Below are 12,700 nucleotides of genomic sequence, written 5' to 3'. Positions count from 1 at the left end.
CGGCCCTGATCTGCGGAGATGCTCTCTAACCGTATGATGTCGCGGAGTCACGCGCTGTCAACCCCACGCCCTCGACGTATCCGGATGTGTGGCTTACCGTGGTCCCGCGGCCTACCGTCTCCCATAAATGGAGCTCCATTTCTGCGATTCGCGCTTGGAGCCCGATGTGAATGCCTGACGACCGGATGCCCGCTCGCCTGTGCCGGTCTCAGCGGTCGAAGGCGTCGAGCACCGGTTTGACGTCGACCACCGGCGTGCCGTCGATGGCCTCCAAGGGGCGCACGAGCACGCGGCTCCCGCCGTCGGCCCCGCCTTCGAGGCCCACCACGGTGACTCTGTGCAGGCCGATGGGGTTGGGCCGGTCCGGTGACCGCGTGGCGAAGACCCCCGACATCCGCCGCGTCGCGTCCCCGCGCGGACGCACCGTCAGCGCGTCCCGATCGGCCTCGTGGAACCAGGTGAGGATGAGGATCTCGGCACCGGGGGCCACCCCGTCGAGCGCCTCAGCGAAGGCCGGGCCGATCTCCAGCCACGCGTCGGGAGCCCCCTCGTCGCCCTGCTTCGGGGCCTCCGAACGGGACCGGAGAGGGGAACGGATCACTCCCACAGGGTGGATCTCGTACGTCTCGGGGTGGTTCATGTGCGCGGGTCCTCCTGTGGTCGGCGGGGCGGCACCTCCATGATCGTGCCGCCCCGGCAACGATTCCATCGCGCCGGAGCGGTCTCAACCTGTCAGGCCCGGTCCGCCGGCCCTGTTCGCGGCACACCCCGCTCGACGACCGGCCGCATCAGACGACTCCCCGCGATCGTCCCCTGTCCCCCTTTGAAGCACTCCCGATGGGCTTAGCGCTGCGCCGCCGCTGGATAACCTATTCGACGAGCTCGAGCACTTTCGGGAGGAGGGCGGAGTCGGCAGGGTCAGGTGCCGTCTCCCGGACGCGTCTGCGGAGCCGACGACGAGTTCAGCCTTTTGTCGAGCTCCTGTAGGGAACCTTGAAGAAGCTCATTCTCGAAGTCCCGAGGATCGTCACGCTCGTGCTGGTACTGGGCCATCAACTCGTGGACGGTCGCGAACCAGGCATCGAGCGCAGGTATGCGGTCCTCAGCGACACGTTTGCGCCGGACTGCGTGCTGAACGAGGAGCGAGAACTCCTGAGACAGGAGATCGGGTTTCGGCCGTTGGGGATTGGTCCAGTCGTCCGCCAGCACGGGCCTCAGCCTGGCACCGGTGTCGTTCCAGTGCAGGAGGATCATCAGGTCCGCCGTGAAGTCGCCAGGGAGTCGCTCGGGCCACATGGCCCGAGGCGCGGCACGCTGTCCCGACCAGGCGGTGCTGCCTGCCTTGGGTAGCAGTTCGGGGAACAGGCGCCCCACCAACGGAGCGAAGAAGCCGTGGAGCCATAGCTGAGGGTACCGGCGCTCCCCTCAGCTCCTACCAGCGCCAGGTGCCTCCAGTCGCCGCCAGGAGCAGCCGGTGCGCACCACGTACAGGATCGCGTCCACGATGTCCCGGCGGGGACGTCTCTCCTTGCGGCCGTCCCGGTGCGGAGCGGGAAGCAGCGGTTCGATCAACTCCCACTGCTCATCGGTGAGGTCAGAGGGGCAGAAAGGGCTGTCGTGTCATGCCTGCGGTCCTACGCGTCCACAGGACGGCTTCTCAGGACGGTGAACTCGGTTCCCAGCTCATCACCGACACGTTGGAGGCCTCGCGGCGTGGGATCGATCAGATAGCGATGCGTCGCGGACTGCAGCAACGGGAGATCGGTGGCGCTGTCGGTGTAGGCGTAGGCCACCGGGATGGCGATACCCGCCTCATGTAACCGGAGGACCTTCTCGGCGCCAAGACAGCCGCGAACCGCTCGGAAGGAACAGCGGCCGCGCCGCAGTTGCGCAGCGACGACCTCCACCGTGTCCAGGCCCAGCCCCCGGCATACGGCAGTGGCCACGGGATCGGCGCAGGCAGTGGCGACGACGACCCGGTCACCGGCATCCAGATGGGCGTGGAGCCGCTGCAACGCCACGGCGATACGGCGAGGCCCTGCGGTGTGCGCGGCGGCGAATTCCTCGGCCAGTTCGGCGAAGCGGGACGACGGCACACCGACCGTGGCCAGCCACAGGAAGCCCGCGATGGCCAGACGTCTGGTGGGAGGCAGGAAGAACAACGGTAGCAGGAACACCGCCGACATCAGGGAGGCCGCCGCACGACCAGGACCACGTAGGAGCAGCACGCGCAGGAAACGGCCGAAGGAGTCGCCGCGTACCAGAGTGTCATCGAGGTCGAAGACGGCGACGGGCCGCCCGGAAACACCGCTGCTCATCCCACTCACGTCAAGATCACCTGCACTGTTGATCGGCAGCTTACCGATCATACTTCCGATGAGGGGCAAGCAGCGGGACGCCTTGCCTTCGATGGGACCGAACGATCACCTCTCAAACACCCCCTGAGAGGGTTCTCAGCGCCCCTCAGTGAAATCAAAGGTTCGGCGGGGCAGACTTCCGAGGTCTTCCTTCAACCGGCGGAGGTCCGCATGAGACGTCCCGATGACCATGCGGTCGCGTCATCGATCAGATGGTGGCAGCGATGGGCGTCGTGGGCGGGTCACGCCGCGAGCGGAGCGGCCGCCGTGTACGGCTGTGTGCTGCTGGTGGCCGCGTTCACGGGGTATCGCTCGTTCCTCGGCGTCACGGACATCGGCGTGCCCGACGTCACGTGGCCGGGCGCGGCCGTGCTGCTCATCGGATCCGTGGTCGCGGCCGCCACCGTACGCCCGTGGGGCGCACGAGTGCCGCCTCGTGTCTTGTCGGCCGGCGCGTGGGGCGTGGCGGCGCTGGCCCTGGTGGGTAGCTCCTGGGTGCTGCTCAACGTGATCGAGCTGGTCCTGACCGGTGCCATCACCGACCGCCAGGGCGAGAGCGACTGGGTGACCTTCGCCGAACGGTTGTGCCTGACCGTCGTTGGAGCCCTGTTCGTGGCCGCCGCGCTGGCGCATGCCCGCCGTAGTGCCGGTGTCTGCCCCCGGTGCGGCCAGCCGCATCCGCCGCAGGTCTCGGGGCGGCAATATCCCGCACCGCACGCGGCGCCCTCCACGGTGCGGCGGATCGCCCACATCGGTAGTTGCGCGTTCCTTCCGTACATCATTCTGCACGCCCTCGGCGCGGCCGGGGTCCCCGGAATCGAGCCCGGCGAATTCCGGCCGACCTGGTACATGTTGCTGGCGGGGGTCTGTGGCGTCGGGCTCGCCGTGTTCCTGCTACTGGGACTTGTCCGGCCGTGGGGTATGGTCTTTCCCCGCTGGACGTTGTGGCTGGCGGGCAGGCGGGTGCCTCGGTTCCTGCCGCTGACACCGGTCTGGGTGGTCGCGCCGACTCTTGCCCTGTACGGCACCGGAAGCATGATCCTTGCAGTCGCGGGCGTCCTGGGCAGTGCAACGGACCTGTTCGGCATCGGCGGAGCGGCGTCGCTGGCGTTCGGCGGATACGGCTGGGCACTGGCCATCGCCGCCGTCTCCTACCAGCTCCGGACCCGGCCCCTGTGCGTCCCGACGAAAACGGTCGCCATCTGACAGAGTTGAAACAACTCCACGAGTTGTCGTGACTCGCTTGCCGCCTGACGCGATGCATCGAGTCAGGCATCCACGAAGAAGATCAACGGGTGGTGCAAGAATTCGCCGGGCGCGGTCAGGTGGCGTCACCCAACCGTTCGGCCAGCCGCTCCGGGCTCCCCTTGATGAGCTGCCCATACCCGTCGTCGCCAAGTGCGCCGATCCCGGCCCGTGCCTGCTGGAGGCGCTTACGGACGCGACCGAGATCGCCCCGCTTGCGATAGCACTCACTCAGGTTCAGGTGCAACGACGGATACAAGCCGGCCACCGAAAGCGGCACCCCAGCCTGCGCCACCCGCTCATCAATGAGCACTTTCATTCTGAGTAGCGGCCTTCTTCGATGAGCTGCAGGACGAGGATGGCCTGCACGATCGTGGTGGCGCGATGCGGGCAGCAGCGCAGCCGGGTCAGGACCTTCCAGATCTTCAAAGTGGCAACGGCACGTCCCCGCAGGCGCGGATGCGAGCGTGCGCGCGGTTGACCGAGCGCTGATGGCGCGACAGCGGCGGCCGCAGCCGATGGCCTTTGAACGGCGTGCGGATGCTGCCGCCCACGCCTTGATATCCCTTGTCGGCGAAGGCGTAGATGGGCCAGGACCAGCAGGGCTTGCCGGGACAGGTCCAGGCGCCGCCACCGGCAGTGGCGCTCGGCACGCGCGGGGGCGGCACCCGTCACCATCGCCAGTTGGGCTGTTGGACGATCTCCGGTGCGAAGGCCATTCGTACAGCGTGCCGTCCTGCCGGAACTCCACACAGGCCCTCTAGGGGAGAAGGACGACCTTGCCGGATGTGGCCCGGCTCTCCAGGGCCGCGTGGGCGGCGGCGGCGTCCTTCAGGGCGAAGGCCTGCACCGCGGGCACGAGGCGGCCGGCGGCGGCCTCGGCGAGCGACCGCTCCTCAAGCGCCCGCAGGCCGCCGGGGAGATTCATGATCCGCGGCCCGAGGGCGACGACGGCCGAGAGTCCGCGGCGGAACAGGTCCGCGGACGTGAAGGACGTGGGCTCTCCGGAGGAGAAGCCGAACAGCACGATCCGCCCGCCGGGGCCGAGCAGGTCCATGGCCGCCCGGCCCGCCTCGCCCCCCACGCCGTCGAACGCGACGGTCACCTCACGGCCGTCCAGCTCCCGGCGCACCTCCTCGGGCCAGTCGGGCGCCGTGTAGTCCACCGCGATGTGCGCGCCCGACTTCCGCACCCGCTCGACCTTGGCAGGTCCGCCCGCCACCCCCACGACCGCGGCCCCCGCGTTCAGCGCCGCCTGGACGAGCAGGGTGCCGGTGCCGCCGGCCGCCGAGGTGACCAGGGCCACGTCGTCCGCTGTCAGGCAGGCGAGTTCGAGGATCCCCATGGTCATGCGGCCGGTGCCCACCATCGCGACCGCCGCGGCCGGATCCAGATCGGCGGGCAGCTCGTGCAGAGCGCCCACACCTGTGACCGCCAGCTCCGCGTAGCCTCCGCTGGCCATGCCCAGATGCGCCACGACCCGCCGTCCGAGCCGGCTCTCGTCGATCCCCTCACCCACCTCGTCGACGACGCCCGCCACCTCGCGCCCCGGCGTCATGGGCAGCTCCGGGAGCGGGAAAGGCCCTCTCGCCACGCCGGCGCGGATCACCGTGTCCACCAGATGCACCCCGGACGCGGCGACCGCGATCCGCACCTGACCCGGCCCCGGGTGCGGGTCAGGGACCTCCTCATAGCGCAGGTTCTCCGCCGGGCCGAACTCGTACTGCCGGACAGCGCGCACAGACCTCTCCTCACTCCAGGCCCCGGGCGGGCCCCCGTCCAACGATGCAAGTTGAAGTAAGGTTCAGGTCAAGGACGCGGTACGGCGTCAGGCGTGCGCGTGGACGTGCGCCGGGTCGTCGGGGTGGTCGTGCGGGTGCTGCGCGACGCCCACCCGGTGCTCGTGACCGGGCATGGCCACGCGGTAGACGCACGTGTCGCAGTTCATCCTGATGTCGCCTCGCAGCGCCTCCCGGTAGCGTTCCAGGGCGAGGCCGGCCAGCTCCGGCGCGGGCCCGATCACGCCGGCGCAGCGCACGTCCACCTCCGGGTGCCCGGCGGCCCACGCCCGCGCCTGCTCCGCCGTACGGGCCGGAAGCAGCCCGTTGAACAGGAAGTACGGCAGGACGACGACGCGCCTGGCCCCGAGGAGCCGGGCCCGCTCCAGGGCGGCGGGGACGCCGGGGGAGGCCAGGCTGATGAACGCGGGCTCCACCGCGGCCAGCCCGCGGCCCTCCCACAGGAGCCTGGCCACCTTGACGTGCTCGGCGTTGGCGTCGGGGTCGGTGGAGCCACGGCCCACGAGGACGACGGTGGTGTCCGCCCGCTCCGAGGGGCCGACGACGGCGTCGATCCGCTCGTCGAGCAGGCCGAGCAGCGCGGGATGCGGCCCGAGCGGCCTGCCGTACGCGTGGCGAAGCCCGGGATGGCGGGCGATCTCGCGGTGGAGTGCCGCCGGGATGTCTCCCTTGGCGTGCCCGGCCGCGACCAGCACCAGCGGGACGACGCCGAGCCGCGTGTGCCCGGCGGCCACCAGGGAGGCGACCGCCTCACGCAGGGGCGGGCGGGACAGCTCGATGAACCCCCCGGCGACCGGCACGTCCGCCCGGTCCGCCACCAGGTCGACGAAGCGGTGGAAGTCGCGGACGCCCTCGGCGTCCCGCGTGCCGTGCCCCACGAGGAGCAGCGCCCGGCCGCCCGCGTCCGTCCGGTCGATCCCTGTCCGGTCGATCACGGTGCCTCCCAGTAGAGCAGTGCGTTGACGGCCGCGGCGGCGACGGCGGAGCCGCCCTTCTCGCCGCGGTTGCTGACGGCGGGCAGGCCGGACGCCCGCAACGCCTCCTTGGACTCGGCGGCGCCGACGAAGCCCACGGGCAGGCCCACGACGAGGGCGGGCCGGGCGTCGAGGCGCAGCAGCTCCTCCAGTGCCGTCGGGGCGTTGCCGACGGCCCAGACCGCCCCGGGGCCGACCTCGTCGTACGCCAGCCGGATCGCGGCGGCGCTGCGGGTCAGCCCGTCCCGGGCCACGGCGCCGCGGATGTGGCAGACCGGGGTGACCCCGGTGATGCCGGAGGCGACCATCTCGACGTCGGTGACGACCGGGGCCCCGGCGCGCAGGGCGTCCACGGCCGCCCGGAGGTCCTCCTCCGACGAGACCACGACGTCGTGGAGATAGCCGAGGTCGGCGCTGGCGTGGACGACCCGCTCGACGACGGCCCGGGTCAGCGGCGGCAGGAACGAGGTGTCGGCGCGCGAGCGGAGGATCTCGTACGAGCGCGCCTCGATGGGGTGGACGGCCCTCACTCGGCGTACCTCCGTCCAAGCCCGGACAGCCGCCACACGAGGGCGGCGACCGCCCACGCGGTGACGAACAGCGCGACGATCACGTAGCCGAGCACCTCGAAACGGTCCGCGAGCCCGGCGTACGCGGCGAGCGGGCCGCCCGCCCCGGTGGCGTCCACCAGGAGCCCCGCGAGGTAGACGGTCGCGATGAACGCGGCGACGACCACGGTCATCCCGGTGGTGGCCGCGTTGTAGTACAGCCGCCGGGCGGGGCTGCGATAGGCCCACGAGTAGGCCCGCGACATCAGCAGGCTGTCGGCGGTGTCGCACGCCGTCATCCCGGCGGCGAACAGCAGGGGCAGGGTGAGGACGGCGAGAGTGGGCAGCCCGCCCTGGGAGGCCGTGCTCGCCGACAGCGCCAGCAGCGTCACCTCGCTCGCCGTCTCCAGGCCCAGCCCGAACAGCAGGCCGACCGGGTACATGTGCCAGGAGGACCGGATCATCCCCCGCGCGCGGCGGCCGAGAATGCGGTTGAGCAGGCCACGGTTGAGAAGGAGGAGCTCCAGCTCGTCCCGGCCGAGGGCTCCCCGGGTCATCCGCCGCCACAGGCCGATGACACCGGCGAGCACCAGGCCGTTGAGCACCGCCACGAGCAGCAGGAACGACATCGCCACGACCTGCGAGACGACGCCGCCGATGTGCCGGAAGCTCTCGACGCCGTCCCCGGCGGCGCCCGCGGCCGCCGCGACGATCAGGGCGAGCGCCAGCACCACGGTGGAATGGCCGAGCGCGAAGAAGAAGCCGACGCCCACCGGGCGGCTGCCCCGCTGGAGCATGAGCCGGGTGGTGTCGTCGATCGCCGCGATGTGGTCGGCGTCGAAGGCGTGACGGATGCCGAGGCTGTAGGCGAGGGTTCCGGCGCCCGCGAACGCGCCCGCCCCGGCGAGTCCGTCGGCGTAGTACAGGTACAGCGACCAGCCGGCGATGTGCAGCACGGCCACGACGGCGACGATGCCGCCGATCCGCATCCGCTCGCCGGCCGTCCACCGGGAATGCGCGTACGTCGGGGAACTCATCGGCGCACCTCCACGACTGGCCTGATCGGTTCGGCCGGGCTGTTTCGCACGGCCGGGTCGAGCTGTTCGTATGGGCTGTTCCGCACAGCCGGGTCGAGCCGTTCGTCTGGACTGATCCGCACGACGGCGTCCACCGGGCAGACCTCCACGCACTCGCCGCAACCGCTGCACCGGTCGCCGAGCACCAGCAGCGCCCCGCTCTCACCCGGCCGGATGGCGTGTTCCGGGCAGGTGAGCAGGCAGGCGCCGCACCCCGCGCATTCCGCCGTCACGGCATAGGAGGCCGTGTACGCCGTCGCGGTGGTCGCGGCCACGGCTGGGAACCGGGCTCTGGTCCCGCGATCGGCCCCGGCCCCGGCCCCGGTTCCGGTGACGGTTCCGGTTCCGGTGACGGCACGGGGGCCGGAGTCGCTCAGCGCTGCCATGCGTACTCCCGCGGCGTGACGAACCGGCCCGCCACGACCCGGCTCCGCGTCGAGCCGACGATGACGACGCTGCGCATGCTCACGGTCCCCACGTCGAGGCCGCCGAGTGTGGTGAGTGACACGGCCTCCCTCTCGCGGGTCGCGTCGGTGACCACACCGACGGGAGTGCCGGGCGGACGCCGCCGGGCGAGGATCTCCAGCGCCTTGGGCAGCTGCCAGCCCCGCTGCCGTGAACGGGGGTTGTAGAAGGCGACCACCAGGTCGGCCTCCGCAGCCGCCCGCACCCGCCGCTCGATCGCCTCCCACGGGGTGTGCAGGTCCGACAGGCTGATCGCGCAGTGGTCGTGGCCGAGCGGCGCGCCGAGCAGGGCGGAGGCCGCGAGCATCGCCGTCACCCCCGGCACGCCGACCACGTCGAACGTGTCGTCGGCGCACTCCAGCGCGGGGCTCGCCATCGCGTAGATCCCGGCGTCGCCGCTGCCCACGAGCGCGACCGCGTGCCCGTCCGCGGCCAGGCGCACGGCGGTGCGTGCCCGCTCCTCTTCCGCGCCGAGGCCGGATTCCACCACGTGCGTGCCGGGGCGCAGCAGGTCGCGTACCTGCGCGACGTACTGGTCGAGCCCCACGACGTACGCGCTGCGGCGCAGCTCGGCGACAGCGCGCGGCGTCACCAGGTCACGGGCCCCGGGCCCGAGACCGACGATCGCGAGCCGGCCCCGGGGCCGCAGGCGTGCCACGGCGACCGTCGCCATCGGCGACTTGCGTTTCGGCACGACGAGGTCGCCGCCGCCCGCGAGTGCCGCCGCCTCGGCGACGCTGGGAGTGCCGACGGCGTCCCGGACCACCTCGCTCGGGTGGGGCACCTCGATCTCCGCCAGCCTGCCGGCGGGGTAGGTCACCAGTGGCACTCCGAGCGCTCGGGCCGCCTCCACGATCCCGGGCTCGCCGGCCTTGACGTCGGCGGTCGCCAGCCGTACGACCGAGCCGGCGGCCAGCTCCGCGTCCCGCAGGGCCGTCGTGATCAGGGTGAGCACCTCGTCCGAGGTGACGCCCCGGCTGCCGCCGACGCCGACGACGAGGCTCGGCGGCCGTACGACGACGGACGGCCGGGGCGGCTCCACGACGCGGTCGGTGACCATCACGGCCGGGGTGAGGGCGAGTGAGCCGACGCCGCTCGGGACGACGGGCAGGGGGACGACGGGGAGCGGCGGCAGCGGCCAGAGGGCGTCCGCGGCCAGCGTCACCTCGTCGCCGTCGAGCATCGCCCGGGTCACCGCCGCCACGTCGCCCTCGACCGGCATGCCGAGCCCGCCGAGCTCGTCGAGCGGCCCGGTGCCGGTGGCGTCGGTGGCGGTGGTGACCACGGGTGTGGCGCCGAGAGCGTCGGCCACCCGGTACGCGAGGGTGTTGGCGCCTCCGGCGTGCCCGCCCACGACGGCGATCGCGAATCGGCGCGCCTCGTCCACGCACACCACGCCGGGATCGCGGCGCTTGTCCGCCAGCAGCGGAGCGAGCAGCCGGACGGCCGCTCCGACCGCCAGGAAGCAGACGATCTGGTCACACTCCCGCCAGGCCCGCTCCAGGTCCGTCACGGCGTACCGGCGGACGGCCGGCCACCGCTCACCGAGCAGGCCGGCGGCGGCACGGCCCGCCTTCGTCGCCGTCACCAGCCCGATCAGCGGCCCGTCCCCACGCCCGTCCGCCGGTCCGTCCCCACGCCCGTCCGCCGGTCCGTTCACCGGCCCGTCCGCCGGTCCGTCCCCACGCCCGTCCGCCGGTCCGTTCACGGGCCCGGTCATCGCCATGCCGTCCATCGGCCTCTCGGGGGTCATGCGGGCCTCCTCCTCGGGCGTCATCGGTGCCCCCACACGAGGAAGACCGGGTTGGTCGCGGCGAGGCGGGTGGCCCCGCCGGGCAGGTCGGCGAACCGGCTCGCTGTGACGGTCATGCCGCCGACGTCGTACGACCGCGCCCGCAGGGCGTCGCGGGCGGCGGGCACCCGGTCGACGGCGGCCAGCGCCACCACGACGGAGCGGGCGCCACGTCCCGCCGCCTCGGCGACCACATCGGGGCCGCCGCCGCCCACGAAGACCGTGTCGGGATCGGGCAGGCCGGCCAGGCAGGCGGGCGCGTCCGCGTGGACCACGCGCACCTCCACATCGTGGGCGGCGGCGTTGCGGCGTGCCCGGTCGCACTGGCCGCCGTCGCGGTCCACCGCCAGCGCGGCGGCGCCGAACCGCGCGCACTCGACGGCCACCGAGCCGCTGCCACAACCGAGATCCCAGACGAGGTCGCCCACTCCGGGGCCGAGGTGGGCGAGCGCCAGCGCCCGCACCTCCGCCTTGGTGATCATCCCGTCGCGGTGGTCGAACGACTCCTCAGGCAGCGCCCAGCGCTCGGGGCCCTGCCGGCGCGGCGCCGCCCAGCCCCGGGGCGCCGGACGCTCGGCGAGCGTCAGCACCACGTTGGGGTCGGCCCACGCGCGGGAGGCGGCCTGCTCCGGCGTGCACTCGGTGATCCGCTGATCCGGCGCACCGATCCGTTCCGCCACGACGAGACGGCGGGGCCAGCCCCGCAGGGCGGTGGCGATCTCCGCCGGGCCGCTCCCCGGCGCGGTGAGCACGGCGACCTTCGGCAGGGCACGGCAGGCGTTGATCGCGCGGCGCGGGTCCCGCCCGTGGGCGCTGACGACGACCGCGTCGTCCCAGCTGTGCCCGGCGAGCGCGAACGCCGAGGCGACCGACGACACGGCGGGAGCCACCTCGGCGTCGACACCACGCTCGCGGAGCAGGCGGACGATGCCGAAGAAGCCGGGGTCGCCGGAGGCGAGCACGACGGCCGGGCCGGGGTGGCGCCGGATCGCGTCGATCCCCGCGGCGACGTCGCCGAGCACGTGCCGGGCGGCGCGCGCCGGAACCGCGAGCGCGTCGAGGTGCCGTGCCGCGCCGACGACCAGGGTCGCCCCGGCGAGCCGCTCCGCCGCCCACGCCGCGGGCGGCCGGTCGTCCACGCCGATGACGGTCACGCCCCGCGTGGGGCTCGCGGCGCTCGTCCGGGCACCCGCCTGCGCCGCCTCTCTCACCGTGGCCGCATCGTCCCCCACAACGCGCGAGGACACCGGAACGCCCAAGGAGGCAGGAATGCCCGGGGACGCCGGCGGGCTCGTCCGGGTCACGGCGTCGCCTCCTCGCTGGAGGCGACCGAGGCGCGGCCGTCGGGATCGACCATCACGACGGTGGCCGTGAGCGCGCCGTCGCTGAACCGCTCCAGGACCTCCTTGACCCGGCGGCACACCAGCCGCCCGGCCGGTCCGAGCAGCCCCGCCGCCTCCCACAGCTCGTACGCGTGCCGGGCGGTGTTGGCGCCGTCCACCGCACCGGCGAGTTCCGGACCGCCGCCCGCCTCCCGGGTGATGTCGGCCAGCAGGGCCAGATCGATCTTGGAACGGGTGTAGTGGGTCATGAGCACCCCGGCCGCCAGCTTGGCGAGCTTGCCCACCATTCCGACGAACACGACGTCGGCGAGCCCCTCTTCGGCGGCCCGGCGCAGCGCCGCGCCGGTGAAGTCGCCGACCTCGACGAAGCAGACCTCGGGAAGGTCGGGACGCAGCAGCATGGCGGCCCGGTCGGTGCGCCCGCCGGTCGACATGACCAGGGTGCGCTCGCCCTGTGCCGCCATGACGCCGATCGCCTGGACCACCGAGGAGCGCCACGACTCCGTGGAGAAGGGCCGCACGACCCCGCTTGTGCCGAGGATGGAGATCCCGCCCAGGATGCCGAGCCGGGCGTTGGTGGTCTTGCGAGCCATCCGTTCTCCCTCGGGCACGCTGATGACCACGCGGACGCCCCGGCGCCCGAGGTCGACGATCTCGCCGACCGCCTGGGTGATCTGCGCACGCGGCGTCGGGTTGATGGCCGGTCCGCCGACCTCCAGGCCGAGCCCCGGCCGGGTGACGACGCCGACGCCGACTCCGCCGTCCAGCTCCACCCCGGCCTCGGCCCGCCAGGAGACGGTCGCCGTCATGTGCGCGCCGTGCGTCACGTCCGGGTCGTCGCCCGCGTCCTTCACGACGACGGCGACGGCCCGGTCCGCGCGGATGTCGTAGGAGTCCACCGGCAGCGTCACCCGGCCGCCCCCCGGCAGCGGCGTGTCCACGACCGGCGGGGTGCCGCCGGACGCGAGCGCGATGCTGGCGGCCTTGGCCGCCGCGGCGCTGCACGTGCCCGTGGTCCAGCCCGTGCGCAGGGCGCGCTTTCGCACGCGCATCGTCCGCGGCAGGTCCGGCTCCCGCAGCGCCGGGCCCTCGGTGCGCACG

The 12,700-nt window shown here is 73.0% G+C and carries 13 protein-coding genes and 2 pseudogenes; 1 reads left to right on the top strand and 14 read right to left on the bottom strand.

What is annotated here, in order from left to right:
- Window positions 1-208 precede the first annotated feature (208 nt).
- The 4 genes and pseudogenes from tsaA to AB0B72_RS20950 form a co-directional block, all read right to left on the bottom strand.
- On the bottom strand, window positions 209-640 hold the full coding sequence (gene tsaA, locus AB0B72_RS20965) for a tRNA (N6-threonylcarbamoyladenosine(37)-N6)-methyltransferase TrmO (RefSeq protein WP_367740528.1): 432 nt from the start codon (window positions 638-640) through the stop codon (window positions 209-211).
- Window positions 641-918: 278 nt separating this feature from the next.
- Entirely contained in the window at window positions 919-1,374 is a 456-nt protein-coding gene (locus tag AB0B72_RS20960; RefSeq protein ID WP_367740527.1) for a hypothetical protein, read from the bottom strand.
- A 78-nt stretch (window positions 1,375-1,452) separates the two neighbouring features.
- A pseudogene (locus tag AB0B72_RS20955) lies at window positions 1,453-1,611 on the bottom strand (transposase); the annotation flags it as partial.
- A 23-nt stretch (window positions 1,612-1,634) separates the two neighbouring features.
- Window positions 1,635-2,369: a haloacid dehalogenase-like hydrolase gene (locus AB0B72_RS20950; protein WP_367740526.1), complete on the bottom strand. Its 735-nt coding sequence runs from the start codon at window positions 2,367-2,369 to the stop codon at window positions 1,635-1,637.
- Window positions 2,370-2,528: 159 nt separating this feature from the next.
- Here AB0B72_RS20950 and AB0B72_RS20945 point away from each other — a divergent pair, with 159 nt between their 5' ends.
- A complete protein-coding gene (locus AB0B72_RS20945) occupies window positions 2,529-3,563 on the top strand; it encodes a hypothetical protein (RefSeq protein WP_367740525.1) in 1,035 nt (344 codons plus the stop codon).
- A gap of 115 nt (window positions 3,564-3,678) precedes the next feature.
- Here the strand turns inward: AB0B72_RS20945 and AB0B72_RS20940 are convergent, their stop codons facing one another.
- The 10 genes and pseudogenes from AB0B72_RS20940 to AB0B72_RS20895 all read right to left on the bottom strand — a co-directional run bounded on the left by AB0B72_RS20940 (window position 3,679) and on the right by AB0B72_RS20895 (window position 12,699).
- Window positions 3,679-3,921: a hypothetical protein gene (locus AB0B72_RS20940; protein ID WP_367740524.1), complete on the bottom strand. Its 243-nt coding sequence runs from the start codon at window positions 3,919-3,921 to the stop codon at window positions 3,679-3,681.
- Window positions 3,918-4,180 (bottom strand): annotated as a pseudogene (locus AB0B72_RS20935) (transposase family protein); the annotation flags it as partial. The pseudogene AB0B72_RS20935 and the gene AB0B72_RS20940, both read right to left, overlap by 4 nt.
- Before the next feature lie 182 nt (window positions 4,181-4,362).
- Window positions 4,363-5,343 (bottom strand): zinc-binding dehydrogenase, encoded by a 981-nt coding sequence (locus AB0B72_RS20930; RefSeq protein WP_367740523.1) that lies wholly within the window; start codon window positions 5,341-5,343, stop codon window positions 4,363-4,365.
- 87 nt (window positions 5,344-5,430) lie between these two features.
- A complete protein-coding gene (locus AB0B72_RS20925) occupies window positions 5,431-6,336 on the bottom strand; it encodes a sirohydrochlorin chelatase (protein WP_367740522.1) in 906 nt (301 codons plus the stop codon).
- Window positions 6,333-6,905 (bottom strand): precorrin-8X methylmutase, encoded by a 573-nt coding sequence (locus AB0B72_RS20920; RefSeq protein WP_367740521.1) that lies wholly within the window; start codon window positions 6,903-6,905, stop codon window positions 6,333-6,335. The genes AB0B72_RS20925 and AB0B72_RS20920 overlap by 4 nt, the downstream gene beginning before the upstream one ends.
- The gene (locus tag AB0B72_RS20915; RefSeq protein WP_367740520.1) at window positions 6,902-7,960 is read right to left on the bottom strand and encodes a HoxN/HupN/NixA family nickel/cobalt transporter; all 1,059 of its coding nucleotides are present in this window, start codon (window positions 7,958-7,960) and stop codon (window positions 6,902-6,904) included. The genes AB0B72_RS20920 and AB0B72_RS20915 overlap by 4 nt, the downstream gene beginning before the upstream one ends.
- The gene (locus AB0B72_RS20910; RefSeq protein ID WP_367740519.1) at window positions 7,957-8,385 is read right to left on the bottom strand and encodes an ATP-binding protein; all 429 of its coding nucleotides are present in this window, start codon (window positions 8,383-8,385) and stop codon (window positions 7,957-7,959) included. Before AB0B72_RS20910 ends, AB0B72_RS20915 begins: the two co-directional genes overlap by 4 nt.
- Window positions 8,373-10,217 carry a precorrin-3B C(17)-methyltransferase gene (cobJ, locus tag AB0B72_RS20905; protein ID WP_367740518.1) on the bottom strand — a complete coding sequence of 615 codons (1,845 nt, stop codon included), beginning with the start codon at window positions 10,215-10,217 and terminating at the stop codon, window positions 8,373-8,375. Before cobJ ends, AB0B72_RS20910 begins: the two co-directional genes overlap by 13 nt.
- Before the next feature lie 20 nt (window positions 10,218-10,237).
- A complete protein-coding gene (cbiE, locus tag AB0B72_RS20900) occupies window positions 10,238-11,488 on the bottom strand; it encodes a precorrin-6y C5,15-methyltransferase (decarboxylating) subunit CbiE (protein WP_367740516.1) in 1,251 nt (416 codons plus the stop codon).
- 68 nt (window positions 11,489-11,556) lie between these two features.
- Window positions 11,557-12,699, bottom strand: a complete 1,143-nt coding sequence (locus tag AB0B72_RS20895) for a cobalt-precorrin-5B (C(1))-methyltransferase (protein WP_367740515.1) — start codon at window positions 12,697-12,699, stop codon at window positions 11,557-11,559.
- Window position 12,700: the final 1 nt, after the last annotated feature.

Origin of the sequence: Microbispora sp. NPDC049125, from assembly GCF_040802045.1 — a bacterium.
Lineage (GTDB): Bacteria > Actinomycetota > Actinomycetes > Streptosporangiales > Streptosporangiaceae > Microbispora.
This window is presented reverse-complemented; position numbering and strand designations above follow the sequence as displayed.